This is a genomic window from Yoonia sp. 208BN28-4, assembly GCF_037543925.1.
GTDB lineage: Bacteria > Pseudomonadota > Alphaproteobacteria > Rhodobacterales > Rhodobacteraceae > Yoonia.
Window position 1 is genome coordinate 772,618 of sequence record NZ_JBBIFY010000002.1, and the last position, 19,094, is coordinate 791,711.

21 protein-coding genes are annotated in these 19,094 nt (G+C 57.9%); 14 read left to right on the top strand and 7 right to left on the bottom strand.

Annotated features, from left to right (window positions below):
* Positions 1 to 687 carry a phosphate regulon transcriptional regulator PhoB gene (phoB, locus tag V8J84_RS10055; RefSeq protein WP_339930625.1) on the top strand — a complete coding sequence of 229 codons (687 nt, stop codon included), beginning with the start codon at positions 1 to 3 and terminating at the stop codon, positions 685 to 687.
* Here phoB and V8J84_RS10060 read toward each other — a convergent pair.
* Positions 684 to 1,838, bottom strand: a complete 1,155-nt coding sequence (locus V8J84_RS10060; RefSeq protein ID WP_339930627.1) for a lytic murein transglycosylase — start codon at positions 1,836 to 1,838, stop codon at positions 684 to 686. The two genes, phoB and V8J84_RS10060, sit on opposite strands and share 4 nt — an antisense overlap.
* Before the next feature lie 220 nt (positions 1,839 to 2,058).
* On the opposite strand from V8J84_RS10060, the gene aroQ reads away from it, so the two are divergent.
* Entirely contained in the window at positions 2,059 to 2,502 is a 444-nt protein-coding gene (gene aroQ / locus V8J84_RS10065; RefSeq protein ID WP_339930628.1) for a type II 3-dehydroquinate dehydratase, read from the top strand.
* Positions 2,499 to 3,254 carry a LuxR family transcriptional regulator gene (locus tag V8J84_RS10070; RefSeq protein ID WP_339930629.1) on the top strand — a complete coding sequence of 252 codons (756 nt, stop codon included), beginning with the start codon at positions 2,499 to 2,501 and terminating at the stop codon, positions 3,252 to 3,254. The genes aroQ and V8J84_RS10070 overlap by 4 nt, the downstream gene beginning before the upstream one ends.
* A gap of 484 nt (positions 3,255 to 3,738) precedes the next feature.
* Here the strand turns inward: V8J84_RS10070 and tsf are convergent, their stop codons facing one another.
* The 3 genes from tsf to V8J84_RS10085 all read right to left on the bottom strand — a co-directional run bounded on the left by tsf (position 3,739) and on the right by V8J84_RS10085 (position 6,980).
* Positions 3,739 to 4,611 carry a translation elongation factor Ts gene (tsf, locus tag V8J84_RS10075; RefSeq protein ID WP_339930631.1) on the bottom strand — a complete coding sequence of 291 codons (873 nt, stop codon included), beginning with the start codon at positions 4,609 to 4,611 and terminating at the stop codon, positions 3,739 to 3,741.
* A gap of 80 nt (positions 4,612 to 4,691) precedes the next feature.
* Complete coding sequence (gene rpsB, locus V8J84_RS10080) at positions 4,692 to 5,459, bottom strand: 30S ribosomal protein S2 (protein ID WP_339930633.1); 768 nt, start codon at positions 5,457 to 5,459, stop codon at positions 4,692 to 4,694.
* Positions 5,460 to 5,660: 201 nt separating this feature from the next.
* Positions 5,661 to 6,980 carry a HupE/UreJ family protein gene (locus V8J84_RS10085; protein ID WP_339930635.1) on the bottom strand — a complete coding sequence of 440 codons (1,320 nt, stop codon included), beginning with the start codon at positions 6,978 to 6,980 and terminating at the stop codon, positions 5,661 to 5,663.
* A gap of 55 nt (positions 6,981 to 7,035) precedes the next feature.
* Here V8J84_RS10085 and V8J84_RS10090 point away from each other — a divergent pair, with 55 nt between their 5' ends.
* The 5 genes from V8J84_RS10090 (at position 7,036) to V8J84_RS10110 (ending at position 11,133) form a co-directional block, all read left to right on the top strand.
* Positions 7,036 to 7,839, top strand: coding sequence for a DUF4198 domain-containing protein (locus V8J84_RS10090; RefSeq protein ID WP_339930637.1), 804 nt, complete (start codon positions 7,036 to 7,038; stop codon positions 7,837 to 7,839).
* Between the two features lie 92 nt (positions 7,840 to 7,931).
* Positions 7,932 to 8,825 (top strand): PfkB family carbohydrate kinase, encoded by an 894-nt coding sequence (locus tag V8J84_RS10095; RefSeq protein ID WP_339930639.1) that lies wholly within the window; start codon positions 7,932 to 7,934, stop codon positions 8,823 to 8,825.
* The gene (locus V8J84_RS10100; RefSeq protein WP_339930641.1) at positions 8,822 to 9,730 is read left to right on the top strand and encodes a pseudouridine-5'-phosphate glycosidase; all 909 of its coding nucleotides are present in this window, start codon (positions 8,822 to 8,824) and stop codon (positions 9,728 to 9,730) included. Before V8J84_RS10095 ends, V8J84_RS10100 begins: the two co-directional genes overlap by 4 nt.
* A 75-nt stretch (positions 9,731 to 9,805) precedes the next feature.
* Positions 9,806 to 10,531, top strand: coding sequence for a DUF502 domain-containing protein (locus tag V8J84_RS10105; protein WP_339930643.1), 726 nt, complete (start codon positions 9,806 to 9,808; stop codon positions 10,529 to 10,531).
* The gene (locus V8J84_RS10110) at positions 10,528 to 11,133 is read left to right on the top strand and encodes a LysE/ArgO family amino acid transporter (RefSeq protein ID WP_339930645.1); all 606 of its coding nucleotides are present in this window, start codon (positions 10,528 to 10,530) and stop codon (positions 11,131 to 11,133) included. The genes V8J84_RS10105 and V8J84_RS10110 overlap by 4 nt, the downstream gene beginning before the upstream one ends.
* Here V8J84_RS10110 and V8J84_RS10115 read toward each other — a convergent pair.
* Entirely contained in the window at positions 11,126 to 12,166 is a 1,041-nt protein-coding gene (locus V8J84_RS10115) for a patatin-like phospholipase family protein (RefSeq protein WP_339930647.1), read from the bottom strand. The two genes, V8J84_RS10110 and V8J84_RS10115, sit on opposite strands and share 8 nt — an antisense overlap.
* Positions 12,163 to 12,936, bottom strand: coding sequence for a 3-hydroxybutyrate dehydrogenase (locus tag V8J84_RS10120; protein WP_339930649.1), 774 nt, complete (start codon positions 12,934 to 12,936; stop codon positions 12,163 to 12,165). The genes V8J84_RS10115 and V8J84_RS10120 overlap by 4 nt, the downstream gene beginning before the upstream one ends.
* A 297-nt stretch (positions 12,937 to 13,233) precedes the next feature.
* Between V8J84_RS10120 and V8J84_RS10125 the strand changes: the two genes are divergently transcribed.
* From V8J84_RS10125 to V8J84_RS10140, 4 genes are all read left to right on the top strand, one after another.
* Positions 13,234 to 15,051: an extracellular solute-binding protein gene (locus tag V8J84_RS10125; protein ID WP_339930650.1), complete on the top strand. Its 1,818-nt coding sequence runs from the start codon at positions 13,234 to 13,236 to the stop codon at positions 15,049 to 15,051.
* Between the two features lie 79 nt (positions 15,052 to 15,130).
* Complete coding sequence (locus tag V8J84_RS10130) at positions 15,131 to 15,259, top strand: lipoprotein (protein WP_339930651.1); 129 nt, start codon at positions 15,131 to 15,133, stop codon at positions 15,257 to 15,259.
* 46 nt (positions 15,260 to 15,305) lie between these two features.
* Positions 15,306 to 15,782 carry an arsenate reductase ArsC gene (locus V8J84_RS10135; protein WP_339930653.1) on the top strand — a complete coding sequence of 159 codons (477 nt, stop codon included), beginning with the start codon at positions 15,306 to 15,308 and terminating at the stop codon, positions 15,780 to 15,782.
* Positions 15,783 to 15,878: 96 nt separating this feature from the next.
* The gene (locus V8J84_RS10140) at positions 15,879 to 16,223 is read left to right on the top strand and encodes a hypothetical protein (protein WP_339930655.1); all 345 of its coding nucleotides are present in this window, start codon (positions 15,879 to 15,881) and stop codon (positions 16,221 to 16,223) included.
* A gap of 9 nt (positions 16,224 to 16,232) precedes the next feature.
* Here the strand turns inward: V8J84_RS10140 and V8J84_RS10145 are convergent, their stop codons facing one another.
* Entirely contained in the window at positions 16,233 to 16,859 is a 627-nt protein-coding gene (locus V8J84_RS10145) for a helix-turn-helix domain-containing protein (protein ID WP_339930657.1), read from the bottom strand.
* 65 nt (positions 16,860 to 16,924) lie between these two features.
* Here V8J84_RS10145 and V8J84_RS10150 point away from each other — a divergent pair, with 65 nt between their 5' ends.
* Together V8J84_RS10150 and V8J84_RS10155 are read left to right on the top strand one after the other, a co-directional pair.
* A complete protein-coding gene (locus tag V8J84_RS10150; protein ID WP_339930659.1) occupies positions 16,925 to 18,460 on the top strand; it encodes a class I adenylate-forming enzyme family protein in 1,536 nt (511 codons plus the stop codon).
* Positions 18,447 to 19,091, top strand: coding sequence for a DsbA family oxidoreductase (locus V8J84_RS10155; protein ID WP_339930661.1), 645 nt, complete (start codon positions 18,447 to 18,449; stop codon positions 19,089 to 19,091). The genes V8J84_RS10150 and V8J84_RS10155 overlap by 14 nt, the downstream gene beginning before the upstream one ends.
* The last annotated feature ends 3 nt before the right edge of the window (positions 19,092 to 19,094 follow it).

The window sequence follows — 19,094 nt, forward strand, 5'->3', positions numbered from 1 at the left end:
ATGGCGCAGATTCCGCATGTTCTGGTGGTGGACGACGAAGCCGCACAGCGTGAAATGCTGGTCTATAACATGGAGGCTGCGGGTTTTCGCACAACCCGCGCCACCAATGGGGAAGAGGCCCTTGAAAGTGTCGCCGAAGATCCGCCGGACGTGATTGTGCTGGACTGGATGATGCCGCTCTTGTCGGGCATCGAAGTGTGTCGCAGGCTCAAGATCAAATCCGAAACGGCAGCTATTCCCGTGATCATGCTGTCGGCCCGGTCAGAGGACGTGGACAAGGTGCGCGGCCTTGAAACTGGCGCGGATGACTATGTGGTCAAACCCTATTCCGTGACTGAACTGGTTGCGCGCGTGCGTGCATCGTTGCGCCGTGTGCGGCCCGCAACTGTCGGTCAAACGCTGACCTATGATGATATTGTGCTGGACAGCGAAACCCACCGCGTGACGCGCGATGGTTCCGACTTGAAACTTGGCCCGACCGAATTTCGCCTGCTCAGCACCTTTATGGAAAAGCCCGGACGGGTCTGGTCGCGTGATCAGCTCTTGGACCGCGTGTGGGGCAGGGACGTTTACGTCGACACCCGTACGGTGGATGTCCATGTGGGTCGCCTGCGCAAGGTACTGACAGAAAGCGGCGGCGCCGATCCTGTCCGCACAGTGCGCGGCGCGGGCTACGCCTTGGGTTAACGTAGCGCCTGCAACAGCGCCTGCGATGGCACGCCCGTTGCAGGAAGGCCCTGACTGGTCTGGAACGCTGCAATCGCTGCCTTTGAATTTGGCCCGATCACGCCATCCGCACCTTGGGTATCAAAACCACGGGCGGTCAGGCGGGTTTGCAGCGCGATACGGTCGTCCTTGGTCAGTCCATTTGCATCGGGCGGGAAGGCGGTTTGCAGCGGGCCCGCACCACCGATCCGGTCAGCCAAGTGGCCCACACCAATCGCGTAAGCGTCTGAATTGTTGTATCTTTTAATGACGTTGAAGTTGCTGGTGACGGCAAATCTGGGCCCGCCAGCCTGCGGTTGAATGATCCGGCCACCTTCGCCTGCAGCAGCTTCACGGCCCCAAGCGCGGCCACGGGTCCAGCCGTTGCGCAACAGATAGGCCGCGGTCGAGGCCAGTGAATCTGCGGGGTCATCCGACCAGATGTCACGCCGACCGTCACCTGTGAAATCAACGGCAAATGACTGATAAGACGTTGGAATAAACTGCGTATGGCCCATCGCACCAGCCCAGCTTCCTGTCAGGCGATCAGCCGAGATATCGCCGTTCTGCAAAATCCTGAGCGCTGCCATCAGTTGCTGTTCAAAGAAACGCCCACGACGCCCGTCAAAGGCCAGCGTCGATGTGGCAGAGATCACAGGCACGTTGCCACGCCGTTCACCATAGAAGCTTTCCAGACCCCAGATCGCGGTGACAATCTTTGGGTCCACGCCATAGCGGCTTTCGACGGCGGCCAGCGTATTGCTGTGACGGGCGAACGCGGCACGTCCTTTGGCGATCCGTTCATCCGACGCTGCGATCGACAGATAGTCTTCAAGCGTGCGCGAAAACTCGGTCTGGTTACGATCGCGCGTCACGACGCCGGGCAGGAACCCCGTGTTGCGAAATCCTGCATTCAGAACGCTGTCAGTGATGCCGCGACTGCGTGCACGATCACGAAAGCTGGCGACCCAGGCATCGTAGGACGCATTTGGCACCGGCAAAAGATCAGGCGGCAGCGCGCCAGAGTTTGGCGTGGCGCCAGCATTCGACGACGCGCTACACGCGGCCAGACTGCCAGCCAACATTCCGAAACCGAATTGACGACGGGTCAGCGATGCCACGTGGGTTTTCATTCTGAAATGACCTTGCGATGATGTGAATAAGCTATGTCTGAACGATAGCCTGCGTCACAGAGATTTCAAAGCGGGGGAACTGCCAATGCACGTAATTTCGCCGAGGATGCCCGACGTCTCGTTCCTGCCATCCAATAAACGTATAATCAGTATTATGTAATAAATATATCCAGCGGGATTTTCATTTTGTCCAATGGAATAAAGCTGATAGACAGCCTCTATGACTTCACTCCTTATTCTTAATGGTCCGAACCTGAACCTGCTTGGCACTCGCCAGCCGGACATCTATGGCCATGCGACCCTGTCGGACGTCGAGGACCTGTGCAATGCCAAGGCGGATGCGCTTGGCGTGACGATCAGCTTTGCGCAATCCAACCACGAAGGCGCGCTTGTGGACCAGATCCACGCGGCCCGTGGTCAGCACGACGGGATCATCCTGAACGCCGGCGCCTACACGCACACGTCGATTGCGATCATGGATGCTGTTGCCTCAACCGAGGTTCCGACGATTGAGCTTCACCTGTCAAACATCCACGCGCGCGAGGATTTTCGCCATCACAGCTATCTCGCAAAAGTCGCCGTTGGCGTGATCTGTGGGTTTGGTGCCGCGGGATATCCGCTTGCGATGGATGCGATGGTCCAACATCTGGAAAACCGCGCATGAGCAGTATCACATCGCACCTGCTTGCTGTGACCAGTGCGCGCACGGTTGAAGACTTGTGGTCGCTGCACACCGAGAAAATGGCCTCTTACGGGTTTGATCGCCTGATCTACGGCTTCACGCGCTACATAACGTCCAGCTCTTTGGGTGATCCGCAGGACTGGCTGATCCTGACAAACCTGCCGTCCGAATACATGGACGTGTTCATGCAGGAAGGTCATCAGCAAAACGCGCCGATGGTGCGTTGGGCCTTGGACAACGATGGTGCCTGTAGCTGGCAATGGATGGAAGACTTGGCCCGCAGCGGTAAACTGTCTGATCACGAGCTTGGTGTGATGGATTTCAACGCCAGTCACGGTGTCAAAGCGGGCTACACCATCAGCTTTCGTTCCGTGTCAGAGCGGACCAAAGGTGCGATTGGCCTGATCGCGAAAAACGGCACGACGCAAGACGAAGTTGAAGCGACATGGGCGCGGATCGGTGATGACGTTATCGTCGCCAACAATGTGTTCCACCTTAAACTGCTCACCCTTCCCTACTCCGGCGCGCGCCGTCTGACGACCCGTCAGCGCGAGGTATTGCAGTGGGTTGGCGATGGAAAAACCACACAGGACATCGCGATCCTGCTGGAATTGACACCAGCGACTGTGGAAAAACATCTGCGCCTTGCCCGCGAGGCACTGGACGTTGAAACAACAGCGCAAGCTGTTCTGAAGGCTGCATTTTACAACCAGATGTTCGTGATCGACCTGTAAAAAATGCGCATCCTGCGCCAATCCACCGCGAAATAATCGTAAATTCTGCCGTAGGGTCAGGTTTCCCTTACTTTCGTGACCCGACGTCATTTGGCATGTTGATCGTGTTCCGTGAGTGGTGGCCTAAGGCCTTGGAACTGCGGTCAGACTCCTCGTGATTTCGAGGCTCGCTGATTTGCTTGTTGGGTGACCGACAGCTGGTCCCATTGCGTATTATCGTCGTGGGATCAGCACCCCGATATGCATGTTTCGTCCCCCCGATCTGATCGGGAAGCGTGCACATAAGTCGGCACTGCATCTCTCCCGGGTGCAGTGCCGCGTTTGGGCCAAAAGACCCGGCACACAAGATACACTTTGCCAGACCGGTTTGCTGGCTGTCATTCAGCTATGACACAGCAAACTGCAATTCCCGTCAAAATCGACGTTTAAAACGAAAACGGCCCGCACATGATGTACGGGCCGCAATACATTGATTTTCAATGGCTTATTTGCCGATCTTTGCAACCTCGGCTGCGAAGTCTTCTTTTTCAACTTCGATGCCTTCGCCTTTTTCCAGACGCACATAGCCAGTGATCTCGACGCCAGCTTCCTTCGCGGCTTCGGCCACGGTCACGTCAGGGTTCACGACGAACTGCTGGTTCAGCAGGGTCACTTCGGCCATGTATTTCTTCATACGACCAACGATCATCTTCTCGATCACCTGCTCGGGCTTGCCAGATTCGCGGGCGATATCCATCTGGACCTGCTTTTCCTTCTCGACCACAGACTGATCAAGGGATGCTTCGTCCAACGCGGCTGGGTTTGTCGCAGCGATGTGCATTGCAACCTGACGGCCAAATGCCTCGTTCTCGGCGGACAAAGCCACCAGAACACCGATGTTGCCCATGCCGGGTGCGGCTGCGTTGTGGACGTAGTTCACGACCGATGCACCCTCAAGCGCTTCCATGCGGCGCACGGACATGTTCTCGCCGATCACGGCAACAGCGTCTGTTACGGTCTGCTCAACAGTCTTGCCGTCCAGATCAGCCGCTTTCAGCGCCTCTGTGTCGTCCACAGTCAGGGCCACAGCCGCGATCTTCGACACCATCTGCTGGAAATCAGCGTTCTTGCCAACAAAGTCAGTTTCGGAGTTCACTTCGACAGCGATACCCTTGCCACCTTCAACAGCGACAGCCACAAGGCCTTCGGCTGCGGTGCGGCCGGATTTCTTGGCCGCTTTGGCCAGACCTTTGGTGCGCAGCCAATCAACAGCAGCTTCCATGTCGCCGTCTGTTTCTGTCAGCGCCTTCTTGGCGTCCATCATGCCTGCGCCAGTGCTGTCGCGCAGTTCTTTCACCATGCTTGCGGTGATTGCCATCATATCTCTCCTAAATGTCAGGAATAGGGATAGGGCAGAGGAACGCCCCCTGCCCCAAAATCAATGCGTCAAAGCAGTGCTTATTCGGCTGCAGCTTCTTCAGCGACAACTTCCTCGGCCAGCTCTTCCATCTCGCCCATGTCAACGCCAGCTGCACCCAGCTGTGCCTGCATGCCGTCAAGCGCCGCACGGGCAGCCAGATCAACATAAAGCGCGATGGCGCGTGCAGCGTCGTCGTTGCCGGGGATGACGTAGTCAACGCCGTCTGGCGAGCAGTTGGTGTCGACAACAGCCACAACAGGAATGCCCAGCTTTTTGGCTTCTGCGATGGCGAGGTCTTCTTTGTTCACGTCGATGACGAACAACAGGTCAGGCGTGCCGCCCATCTCGCGGATACCGCCGAGGGATGCTTCCAGTTTGCCCTGCTCACGCTCCATGCCAAGACGCTCTTTCTTGGTCAGGCCAGCGAAACCGTTCGAGGATGCCTCGTCAATCGCCTTCAGACGGTTGATGGACTGCGACACGGTCTGCCAGTTGGTCAGCGTGCCACCGAGCCAGCGGTGGTTCATGTAGAATTGCGCGGACTTTTCAGCAGCGTCTGCAATCGGCTTCGCCGCCTGACGCTTGGTGCCGACGAACAGCACGCGGCCGCCCTTGGCGACAGTTTCGCGGATGACGGTCAGCGCTTGGTCCAGCATCGGAACTGTCTGTGTCAGGTCCATGATGTGGATGCCGTTACGGCTGCCGTAGATGTATTGGGACATCTTTGGGTTCCAGCGCGCAGTCTGGTGGCCAAAGTGAACGCCAGCTTCCAGCAGCTGACGCATGGTGAACTCGGGTAGAGCCATGGTCGTTTCCTTTTCCGGTTTCATAGCCTTGGGCGAGGGTATCAACGCGGATGCGTCAACCGGTGGAACCTTTGGGATGTCTCCCCATCGGTCCCGCCCCCGCCTGGGGATTTCGTGGGTGCGCCTTAGCAACGTAAAACGCCGGAAGCAAGGGTAAGCTTGTCTCCGGCGCGTGTTATTTTGCGGCTTTGCAGCTTGGTCTTACAAAACGGTCCGCTCAAGGAACCAGTAAGCACCAACCAGCGCGATAAAGACAGACGCAGGGATCGCGACCGTGCGGCGAAATGCAGCCAGATGATCGCGGAACGAAATCGATGCAAAGCATAGCGCAAAGATCGCCAGCATTGGTGCCAAGAACACGTAGGACGGGTTCTCAAGCGCCTCAGACAACGCAGTTGGATCAAGCCACAACAGCGCCAGCGTCACCAGCATCAGCACACCGTAAAGCGCCTTGGCCTGAAACACCTCGTTCTCGCCACGATCTACGCGGATCGCCTGCCAAACAGCGAGGAACATCACCGCGATCACAGCCAACTGACCAATTTCCACACCGATGTTAAAGCCGATAAGGGCTGGCACAAACGCGTTGTCCGGCAGGCCAAACTCGCTCAGCACCGAGGCAAAGCCAAGACCGTGCAGCAGGCCAAAAAGGAACACGATCACAGGCCGCCACGGACTTAGGTTGCGCATGAAGATGTTCTCGACCGCGACATAGACAATCGACAGTGCAATGAGCGGCTCCACCACCGCGATGAATTCAATCCCGAACGTGCTGATAAAGAACTCATCCATAAAGTTGGTGTAGCCAAGCGCGGCCAGCGCCAAGGTGATTGTGTGTGCCACAGTGAAAAGCGACACCTGCCAGATCAGCGGGCGCAGGTGCGTGGACAAAAAGAACAGACCCAACACAAACAGAATGTGGTCCAGACCCTTTGGCACGATGTGATCAAACCCGACGGGGATATAGTTCACAAAGGTCTGCCAAGCACCGGCCTGATCACCACCGCCCAAATCAATTTCGTCGGACATCGAACCCGCTTCAAGGTAGCCGTCGTAGGGCGCATCAACGCCCTGTTGGCGCAGCACAAGCGTCCCGAATTCGCGCGCCCAGCCGACAGAAACCTTTTCAACACCTTCGGGCAGTTCGGTCTTGAAAGACACTGTAGACGTGCGCACCAGGTCGACATTGCCAACCTCGCCCGCATCAAAGCTGATCAAATCGGGTGTCAGCGCCTCGCCATCTGCAATGATCTGGATCTGCTGGGCCATTTGCGGCCAGAAATCGGCAAATGCGGCCTCAAGGGCGGCAGGTTCAAGCGCGCGCACCTCGTCATAATCGGCGGCTTGTGGCGTATTGTCTGTATCGTTGGTTTCCGTCAGGTCGATGCCTGCGATAAAACTTTCGGCATTGAGGCTGATATCGAACACAAGTTCATCGCCTTCTCGCGTCATATCGGCGATAGCTGGGAGAACTTCATGTGCCTGCGCGGGCAAAGCCGCCAAACACCACAGCAGCGCCATGCTTGACAATATGCGCCCAAAAGCCACTTTTGCGGCTAACCTAAAGGAATTCACGATGCGTACCCTTGCCCTTGTTCTATCATTTCTTGCGGCCCCTCTTAGCGCCCATGAGTTATGGTTGGAACCGCTGAATTATCAAATCGCCTCAGACGGTAATCTTGAAGGCCAGATAGTCAACGGAGAGGCGTTCGAAGGCACCCGTTTACCTTATCTTCCTGCGCGTTTCAGGCATTTCATCGCATTTCACGATGGAAATGGCAGCAGTGTTGGTGGTCGTCCGGGTGACACGCCCGCGCTAAACATGTCCGCGATGGGCGACGGGCTGCATGTGGTTGTCTATCAATCCACGCCCTCGACGCTCAACTACGCCAATTGGGAAAAATTCCAGAAGTTTGCCGATCACAAGGATTTTGACAACGCCGGCGCACAGCATCTTGAGCGGGGCCTGCCGCTTGATGATTTTGACGAGGTTTACATCCGGTTCTCAAAAACGCTGATCGCCGCGGGTGATGGCGCGGGCGCTGATCTGCAAACCGGCCTTGAAACTGAACTGGTCGCCCTCACCAATCCCTACACCGATGATCTGGCTGACGGTTTTCGCGTTCAGCTGTTCTATCAAGGCGCGCCGCGGGCCAACGAACAGGTCGAGATGTTTGAAAAGGCCGCTGATGGCACCGTGACAATCACTCTGCACCGCACCGATGATGCAGGTATCGCCACCCTGCCCGTGACCGCAGGCTATGCCTATATGGTGGATGCCGTTGTGCTGCGCGTGCCGTCCGATGCTGTGGCAGAGGATACGGGTGCTGTGTGGGAAACGCTTTGGGCCAACCTGACGTTTGCGGTGCCGGACGCATAATTTCCTTATCGAATGTGAAAGTGGCAAAAACGGCTGGCGGTGAACTGCGCCAACCGCTTGCCCTTGCGCCGCCACCGGTCCAATAGTGCGCCATGACACAATCACCTGACATTCTTTGTATCGGATCGGTCCTGTGGGACGTGATCGGGCGTGCTGCCAGCCATATGCGGGTCGGATCAGACGTGCCGGGCCGTATCACCCGCATTCCCGGTGGCGTGGCGATGAATATCGCCATGACCCTGCGCCGCTTTGGCATGACCCCTGCCCTGCTCACCGCCATCGGGCGTGACGCCGAAGGGGATGAGCTGATGGCCGAAGCCACTCGCATGGGGCTGATCACGCAAACGGTTTATCGCTCTGACGATTTGCCGACAGATGTCTACATGGCAATCGAGGGGGCAAACGGTCTTGTTGCCGCAATCGCTGATGCCCATTCGCTTGAGGCAGCTGGCAACAAGATTCTGCGTCCGCTTGAGGATGGCACTTTGGGTCAGGTCGATGCGCCATATGACGGGATCGTGGCTCTTGACGGTAACCTGACGGAAGACCTGCTCGCCCAAATCGCGGCATCCCCTCTTTTTGCGCGTGCCGATTTGCGTGTGGCACCAGCGTCACCGGGCAAGGCCGAACGCCTGTTGGCCGTGATGCACCACAAGGCGACGACCCTTTACGTGAACCTCGAAGAGGCGGGTTTGCTGTGTCAGACCCGCTTTGATGATGCGCAATCCGCGGTGCACGCCCTGTGCACGCGCGGTGCACGCCGTGTGCTTGTGACAAATGGCGGTGAAACGGCTGCCGAAGGCACGCTTGGTGACGTCATCACAGAAACACCGCCATCCGTAATGGTGACCCGCGTGACAGGCGCTGGCGACACCTTCATGGCGGCCCATATCGCATCAGAAGCGCAAGGCATGGACCGCGCCGCCGCGCTATCGCGTGCACTGAATGCCGCAGCCACCTATGTTTCAGGAGAGACCCCCCTATGACGATCCCGATGATGATGAGCGCCGAAGTCGCCAAAGCCCGCGCTGACGGCACGCCCATCGTGGCGCTGGAAAGCACGATCATCACCCATGGCATGCCCTATCCGCAAAACGTTGAAACGGCCCGTCTGGTCGAAGCTGATGTGCGCGACGGCGGTGCGATTCCGGCCACAATCGCGGTGATCGAAGGTTTGCTGCACATCGGGCTGGAAGCCGATCAGCTTGATGCTTTGGGTCAGGCGCAAAACGTGGCCAAGCTTAGCCGCGCGGACATGGCAGCCTGCATCGCGACAGGTGGAACTGGCGCCACGACGGTTGCAGCCACAATGATCGCGGCACATCTGGCGGAAATTTCTGTTTTCGCGACAGGTGGGATCGGTGGCGTGCATCGCGGGGCCGAAGACAGCTTTGACATCTCTGCCGACCTGCACGAACTGGCGCAGACGCCCGTGACCGTTGTGGCCGCAGGTGCAAAAGCCATCCTGGACCTTAACAAAACCTTCGAAGTCCTTGAAACGTTTGGTGTTCCTGTCATCGCCTATGGGCAGGACATGCTGCCCGCATTCTGGTCGGCGCAGTCTGACATGCCAGCGCCCCTGCGCATGGACACCGCCGATCACATCGCCAAGGCGCAACTGACGCGCACCGCAATGGGCTTGCAAGGTGGGCAACTGGTCTGCAACCCGATCCCGCAAGACGACGAAATCGCCGCTGATGTGCTGGCCCCTGTGATTGCGCAGGCGCTGGACGAGGCCACCGCGCAAAACATCAGCGCGAAAGCTGTCACACCGTTTCTGCTCGGGCGCATCTTTGAATTGACCGACGGCAAGTCACTGACCGCGAACATCGCACTGGTGCGCAACAACGCGCAGCTTGCCGCCCAGATCGCCACGGCGATGAAAATCTAGCGTCGCACACCGCCCCCTTGTTGCGGGGCGCGCTGCGGCTTAAATGCGCTAGGTAGTTTGAAAATTGGCAGCCACATGCAAAACGATCCCCTTCACGACGATCTTCGGTCCACCCGCCGTCCCGGATTGATAGCACGGCTGCGCAGCAACTTTCTGGCGGGCCTAATCATTGTTGCCCCAATCGGCCTGACGATCTGGCTAATCTGGACCGTGGTGGGCTGGGTCGATGGCTGGGTCTGGCCGTTTATCCCCGAACAGTTCCACCCCGAAGAAGTCATCAATTCGCTGCTGGGCCGTGAGGGAGCGGATCGTATCAACGTCAACGTGCGTGGCGTGGGCGTGGTCATCTTCCTGATCTTTACCGTGGTCGTCGGCTGGCTTGGCAAGGGCCTGATCGGGCGCTTTGTGTTGCGCTGGGGTGAGCGGATCGTGGACCGGATGCCGGTTGTTCGCTCGATCTACAATGGCGTAAAGCAAATCGCTGAGACCGTGTTTTCGCAACGCGACACAAGCTTTGATAAGGCCTGCCTGATCGAATACCCGCGTCGCGGTATCTGGGCTATTGCGTTCATTTCGACCAATGCCAAAGGTGAGGTGAAATCGAAACTCAGCGATGGTGAAGATATTGCCACGGTCTTTTTACCGACCACGCCAAACCCCACGTCGGGCTTTTTGTTGTTCCTGCCGCGCAGTGACATCAAGGAGCTGGATATGACGGTTGAGGACGCCGCCAAGCTCGTGATTTCGGCAGGTCTGGTCTATCCCAACAGCAAAGATCCGACGCAGCCCGAACCACTATGATCCTCGCCGCAACGACAGGCTTTGCGACAGCGTTTGCGCTGATCCTTGCGATCGGGGCGCAAAACGCATTTGTACTGCGACAGGGTCTGGCGCGGGCGCACGTGTTCTGGCTGTGTCTGTTTTGCGCGGCGTCAGACGCCATTCTGATCGTTGCAGGCGTTCTTGGCTTTGCGGCCATGGTCGCGCTTTTCCCGGCCCTGCCAACCGTTATGACGCTGGGCGGGGCCGCATTTCTAATCGTCTACGGGATCACGCGCTTCATCGCCGCATGGCGTGGTGATTACGCGCTGCAACTCTCAGGCAAATCTGCGGGATTGGGGGCAACACTTGCCACCGCCGCGGCGTTCACATGGCTGAACCCGCATGTCTATCTGGACACGCTGGGCCTGATCGGCGCGATCTCGACAGAGTTTCCTGCGGCGTCTGACAAGACGGCCTTTGCAATCGGGGCTGTCACATCGTCTTTCGTATTCTTCTTCAGCCTCGGATATGGCGCCCGCCTCTTGGCGCCGGTGATGCAATCCGCCCGCGCATGGCGTATACTGGATGTCATCATCGGGATCGTGATGTGGCTTTTGGCGCTGAAGCTGCTGGTCAGCTGAACATTTCTTGCAGATCAATCGTGCTTTGCTTGTTCAGATCCGATTTGTGCTGTGCCAGAAACTGATCTGCTGCGGCAAAGCCTGCCTCTTTCAGACGCGCAAGAACAACGGGTGCCGGAATCGTCTTTGTGGCCACGTTCAGCGTGTTCATCAGCTCATCATCTGAAATCATATGCACCAGCACGTCCTTCATCGTGCCCTTGGCAACCTTGTTTTGGTTTAACAGACGTTTGACGAAATCAATCGCGCGCAATTCGCGGAACAAGGAACTGTTAAAGCTGATCTCGTTCACGCGGTTCTGGATGCTTTGCGGATCAGATGGCAAGGTTTCGCGACGTAGCGGGTTGATGTTTACAACAAGAATGTCGTCCGGCAAGTCGTTGTTATAGAGTGGGAAAAGCGCCGGATTGCCGGTATAGCCACCGTCCCAGTAGGCCTCGACCTCGCCAGTCTTCGGGTCTTCGAATTCCACGGCTTTGAACAGGCTGGGCAGACAAGCCGAGGCCATGATGGAGTTTGGCGAGACTTCCTCGCCCGAAAAAACCCTGATCTTACCGCTGCGGACATTTGTGGCGCAGATGTGCAGCGCGGGCCCCTCGGGCGCGCAGATTTCGTCAAAGTGCATATCGCACAAAATGCGTTCCAGCGGATTGCGAAGCGCGGGACCATACAGATAGGGCGACATCATGCGCGTCGTCAGATCAAAGGCGGTGTAGGCTGGCGAATACTCGATCATCTTGGCGATGATACCGGCACTTGGTGCCGCAGCACTGATCCATGCTGTCAGACGTTCGTCCGTGACCGCGCCGATCTGCTCCCACAGCCATGAAAGATTTTCGCGCGCGCCCTGACGACCTCCCGCGACCATGCCTGCCTTGAGTGCCGCGCCATTCAGCGCGCCAGCAGACGTGCCGGAGATCGCTGCAATTTCAATGTCGTCCTCGGCCAGAATGCGGTCCAGCACGCCCCACGTGAACGCGCCATGTGCGCCGCCGCCTTGCAGCGCAAGGTTGATCCGTTTGACGTTGCTCACAACGCGGTCCAGCCGCCATCAACGCTGATTGTCGTGCCGGTGATCTGGGCCGCGGAATCCGAGCACAGGAAATTCACCGTGCCGCCCAACTGTTCGACAGTCGCAAACTCCTTGGATGGTTGACGCTTAAGCAGGACGTTCTTGACTACCTCGTCGCGGGTCATGTCGTATTCTTTCATCGTGTCGGGGATCTGCTCCTCGACCAGAGGTGTCAGCACATAACCCGGACAGATCGCGTTTGCGGTAATCGGCTCTTGCGCGGTTTCCAGTGCGACGACTTTGGTCATGCCAACAACGCCGTGCTTTGCCGCGACATAGGCCGATTTGTAGGGCGAAGCAGTCAGTCCGTGGGCAGAGGCAATGTTCACCACCCTGCCCCAGCCTGCCTTGCGCATCATCGGCAACGCGGCGGCAGTTGTGTGAAAGGCAGACGACATGTTGATTGCGATGATGGCGTCCCATTTGCCAGTCGGAAATTCTTCAATCGGGGCGACGTGCTGGATACCGGCGTTATTCACCAGAATGTCGCACACACCCGCATCCTCGATCAGGCGGCGGCAGTCGTCGGCCTTTGACATATCGGCGGCGATGTAGCGCGCCTTCACGCCATGCTCTTTCGCGATCTCGGCGGCCAAAGCGTGATCTTCGTCATTGTCTGTGTAGGAGTTCAGGATCACATCCGCCCCGGCCTTGGCCATTTCGCGGGCAATCCCCAGACCGATCCCCGAGTTCGAACCTGTGATGACAGCGGTTTTTCCGTTAAGTGACATGGGATGGGCCTTCCTGCGTATTGCTATTTGCCGTGATGTTAATGCTGCAACTGCGAAAGCGCCACAGATGTTCCATCATCATGTCCAGATCGGAAATCCATCGGGCCAAAAAAAAACGCCCGCACAAGGCGGGCGTAAGTTATTGAGGCAGGTTTCATACAGGCAAGAAACCTATCGAGCAGTGACACCTTTATAGGCCTAACCCTGCCTGTGGCCAAGAGAAAAGTTTGCGCCGCCCTGCAAGCCTGTCTAGGCTGGCGAATAATGAAATAAGAGACCACAGGGATTGTTGCCAAAATGAAACCAGAGTTATTCCAACCACTTCGCAGATCAGCCGCATCCATTGCGGTGATTCTCGGCCTTGCTTCGACCGCCTATGCGGACGGTCATGGCATAGCTATGTATGGCGACCCTGCGCTGCCACCAGATTTTGCGCATCTGCCCTATGCAAACCCTGACGCGCCGCATGGCGGCTGGATCGGCACATCGAATGTCGGCAGCTTTGACAGCCTCAATCCCTACATCCTGAAAGGATCCGTTCCGTGGCAGATGCGGTTCCTTCTGGGAGAGAGCCTGATGGGGCGCTCGTTGGACGAGCCGTTCTCGCTTTACGGGCTTCTGGCTGAAAAAATCGAGACCGGACCGAATCGGGAGTGGGTTGAATTCACCCTGCGCGAAGAGGCGCGTTTCACCGATGGCACCCCTGTGACCGTCGAGGATGTGATCTGGTCGTTTGAGACATTGGGCACAGTTGGTCACCCGCGCTATCATGGCTTTTACAACAAGATCGCCAGCATCGAAGAAACCGGCGACCGCATGGTGCGCTTCACTTTCAATGAAGCAGACCGCGAACTGGCCCTGCTGGCCGGTCTGCGTCCGATCCTGAAAAAGGCGCAGTGGGACGGCGTGGATTTTGCCGAAAGCGGCACGGACATTGTGCCCATCACCTCAAGCCCCTACGAAATCACCGATTTCGAGGCGGGTCGCTTTATCGTCATGACCCGCGTTGAGGATTACTGGGGCGCTGATGTGCCGTTCCGTGTCGGCACCGCGAATCTTGATGAGATTCGTCTGGAGTTCTTTGGTGACGAAACCGCTGCGTTCGAGGCGTTCAAAGTGGGCGAGGTCAACTCCAACCGCGAATTCAACGTGGCGCGTTGGGAAAGCCAGTATGATTTCCCCGCTGTGCAGGAAGGTGACGTCGTGCTGTCGGTTCTGCCGCATGAACGCCCCAGCGGCATGACGGGCTTTGTGATGAACACCCGCCTGCCCCAGTTCGAGGATTGGCGCGTGCGCGACGCTCTGATGCACGCATTTAACTTCGAGTTCGTGAACGAGGCCATGACAGGCTCTGCCCAGCCGCGGATCACGTCCTACTGGTCCAACTCGCCGCTTGGCATGTCACATGACGCCGCCGAAGGTCGTGTGGCCGAATTCCTCGAACCCTTCGCCGATGATCTTATCCCCGGCACAATCGAGGGCTATTCCCTGCCCGAATCCGATGGGTCCGAGCGCAATCGCGCAGGCACGGCCGTGGCACTCGACCAGATGGCTGCGGCTGGCTGGAACGTGGGCGCAGACGGCGTGATGCGCAACGCAGATGGTGAAGAGTTCACATTTGAAATTCTGCTGCAAACCGGCGCGTCTGAACCGCAGTCGATGATCGATATGTACACCGAATCGTTGGGCCGGATCGGCATTACGCCCACGGTCATCAACGTGGACAGTGCCCAGTTTAAGGAACGCACCGACGCCTACGACTTCGGGATGACCTACTATCGGCGCGGCGTATCGCTATCCCCTGGCAACGAACAATATGCCTACTACGGGATGGATGCCGCAGATGAAGTAGGCAGCCGGAACCTGATGGGTGTGCAGTCCGAAGCTGTGGATGCCATGATCGGGCGCCTTCTGACTTCGGAAAATCAGGATGATTTTGTAGCAGCCGTGAAGGCGCTGGATCGTATCCTGACAGCCGGACGCTATGTGATCCCGATTTACCAGTGGAATATCAGCCGCGTGGCGCACTCTGATAATCTGAACTACCCCGACACAATGCCGATCTTCGGTGACTGGCCCGGTTGGCAGCCAGACGTGTGGTGGTGGGAAGAATAATCCGCTAGAAGCGCGCGCAGACGGGCCAGCGGCATCCCCGCTGGCCCTTTTTCGTCTTTGACCTCGGGAATTTTGAAAAATGAAAAAACTGGTTTTGATTACACTCGCCGCAGCGGCCTTGGCTGCCTGTTCGCCTGTCACCGCTGTCACAAGCACGGCCATCGGTGCAGGGCAGATCGCATTGGGCGCGGCAGACGTCATCCTTTAGTGATTGCCGTCACATGACTGTCACACGATCACGATAGGCGGATTGCATGAATATCTTGGTTCTTTGTACGGGCAACTCTGCCCGCTCCATCCTGCTGGAAAGCATCCTGACACATCGGTCTGACGGGCGGATCACGGCCTATTCGGCCGGATCAAAACCGTCTGGCAAGGTGCATCCGCAATCCCTGAAACTGCTGGCTGACAACGGCTATCCAACCGATGGACTGTCGTCACAAAGCTGGGATGACTACGCCACCCCCGACGCACCACATCTGGACGCAGTGATGACCGTGTGCGGGTCAGCAGCAGGTGAAACATGCCCTGTTTGGTATGGCACACCGCTGCGCGCCCATTGGGGTGTCGAAGACCCCGCAGCCGCCGCCGAACCGGATTGGGAAACTGCATTCCAAACGGCCTATGACCGGCTGAAAGCGCGTGCTGACGACCTGTTGGCGCTTCCGTTCGAGGATATGGACAGTGCTGCGCTCGAAGCGGCCCTGCACGATATCGGACAGCGCCACTAGACCCAATCCCACAGTCATTTTCTTTTGTCGCAAAGGCGGAACCCGCAGCAGGTGCAGCGGGTTTGTCTGCCAATGCAATACGCCAAGGAGACTGCCATGAACTGGGCCACCGTATCTGAAAACTGGAAAGCCTATGTCCCGCGCCTGATGACACGCTTTCCCGATCTTGAGGAAAACACACTTCTGACAGCCGACGGGAACCGTGCAGTTGTCACCGCCCATCTGGCCGAGGTTCGCAAAACCGATGCCGCATCCGCAGATGCCGCGCTAACCGAATGGCTGGAAGGGTCAGAGCCTGTTGACGTGATGATGGACGAATATCGCGACAACGAACGGATCATGGCATCCCATGCGGAAATCCCCGACGGCGAAGACGCCTATTCAGATGACGAGAAATTCGGCGATGACAACACGCCTGACACCCCCATGGGCCGCACCTGACAGCTGCCTTTAAGCCAGCGACGTGACCCACAAAATGGTCGCGTCCTCGGCGCTGGTTGAAACAACGTTATGGCCCATCGTCGCGTCATAATAGGCGCTGTCGCCACGTTTCAGTGTGACCGGTTCATAAAATTCGGTGAAAAGCTGCACCGTGCCGGTCAGCACATACAAGAATTCTTCCCCATCATGGCGCACCCATCCGTCGAAGTCTTCCATCCGGCGGGCCCGCACGCGTGCGCGGTAAGGAAGCATCTTTTTCTGGGTCAGCTGCTCGGCCAGCAGATCGTGCTCATAGGTCGCGGTGATGTGGTGCGTACCCTCGTCACGCAGCGTAATCACACGACGGCCTGTCACCTGCCCTTCTGACGGGGGCGTGAACAGCTGCGGGATCGAAATTTCCAGACCGGTGGCCAGCTTTTTTAGCGCCTCATAGGTTGGCGACATCTGACCGTTTTCAATCTTAGATAGGGTGGACCGTGCAAGACCGGCCTGTTTGGCGGCCTGTTCCAGCGTCCAGGACCGTGCTTTGCGCAACTCGCGCACCCGTAATCCCAGATCGAGAGGTTGCCCCACATCTGCTGCACCCGCCTCGCGCGTGATCCTGATTAGGTTGTTGCCGTCGTTGTCCTGATCCATGGGCGTGATATAGCCCCCCAACACCTGCGCTTGCAACTGCATCGCGGCAGGGCTAGCGATTGGGAATGAACACCCCGCCCGAAACCATCCCCGATCCGTTCAACATGGCGGCCTATGTGCTGGCCGCAGGTCAGGCAAACCCTGACAAGCTGGCGCTGCGCGTTGTTGGCGCGGTGTCCGACGATTGGAGCTATGCACGTCTGATCGCAGCGGTGGGCGGTACAGCAAGCGGCCTGACCCAGTGCGGGCTATCGAGCGGTGACACGATCCTGATCCGCATGGGCAACACGGCTGATTTCCCGATCGTCTATCTGGCCGCAATCTGGATGGGCGCCATTCCGGTGCCACTGTCGCCGCAGCTGACCGCTGTTGAAGTTGGCAAGATTATCGCTGAAACCAATGCCAATATGATCGCCAGTGATCCCGCCCTGCCGCTACCGGACACGCACAAAACTGTTGTTGCGCGGGATGCATTGCGGGCCATGCCCACCAATCCGGCGGTGCCGCCAGTGATGGGTGATCCGGACAGGCCAGCCTATATGGTCTATACGTCAGGAACGTCGGGTAAATCGCGCGGCGTGGTGCATGCCCACCGCGCAATCTGGGCGCGCCGGATGATGTGGGACGGCTGGTATGGCCTACGGGCAAGCGACGTGATGCTGCATGCCGGCGCGTTCAACTGGACCTATACGATGGGCACGGGACTGATGGATCCGTGGGCCATAGGTGCGACCGCTCTGATCCCTGATGCATCGGTCACGCCAGATCAGCTTCCTGCGTTGATGGCAGACCATCACGCCACGATCTTTGCCGCCGCACCGGGCGTCTATCGCCGCTTGCTGCGACATGACATGCCCGACCTGCCCCATCTACGTCACGGCCTCTGCGCGGGTGAAAAACTTCCCGATGCGGTCCGTCAAAGCTGGCAGGATGCAACCGGCACGCAAGTGCACGAGGCATTTGGGATGTCGGAGTGTTCGACATTTCTGTCAGGCTCTCCCGCAAAACCTGCGCCACACGGCACGTTGGGTTTCCCGCAAACAGGTCGCAACGTGGCCATCCTCGATCCTGATGGGCAAGAAATCCTGAACGGGGAACGTGGGACAATTGCGATCCACCGCTGTGATCCGGGGTTGATGCTTGGCTATCATAACGCCGCTGACGAAACCGCGCAGAAGTACTCAGGCGACTGGTTCCTGACCGGCGATATGGGACACCGCACGTCTGATGGTGCAATCGTCTACGAGGGGCGCGATGACGACATGATGAACGCAGGCGGCGTGCGCGTCAGCCCGCTCGAGATCGAGGCCACACTGACCGCACACCCCTCAATTGATGAAGTCGCCTGTTGCGCCGTGCGTGTGCGCACAGACGTCTATGTGATTGCCGCCTTTTATACCGCGGCAAACCTGATAGACCCTGATGAACTTCGCCGCTTTGCCGCAGTTTCATTGGCCGGATACAAGGTGCCTCGCATTTTCCGGCATGTGGCAGACATCCCCAAAGGGGCGAACAACAAAATGCTGCGTCGCAAACTGCGCGACGACTGGTCCAAGGCCGACAGCGCCCCGCAAAGGAGAGACCCCGATGGTCAAGCTTGATATCATTTCCGATCCGATCTGCCCGTGGTGCTATATTGGCAAGGCCAATCTGGACGCCGCCTTGCGCGAAACCCCCGATCATCCATTCGAGATGGAATGGCACCCGTTCCAGCTGAACCCCGATATGCCCGCAGGCGGCATGGACCGGCGCACATATCTGGAAACAAAGTTCGGCGGAAAAGACGCGGCGGTCAAAGCCTACGCGCCAGTGGTCGAACACGCGCAACAGGCCGGACTGACGATCAATCTGGACGCGATGAAAACAACGCCCAACACCATCGATGCCCACCGCCTGATCCATTGGGCTGGTATTGAGCAGCGCCAGACCTTTGTCGTCGATCTTCTGTTCAAGGCTTATTTTGTTGACGGACGCGACATTGGCGATGCCGAGGTGCTGGCTGATATCGCGGATAATGCGGAAATGGATGCCAGCATGGTGGCCCGCCTTTTGGCCACGGATGAAGACAAGGCAGATATTGCGGCGCGTGATGCACATAGCCGCAAAATGGGCGTGAACTCTGTCCCCACGTTTATTGTGGCCAACCAGCATGCCGTGCCAGGTGCGCAGAAACCATCTGTCTGGGCGACTGTGATCAAAGACATTCAGGATCAGATCGCGGCAGCAGGCTGATGC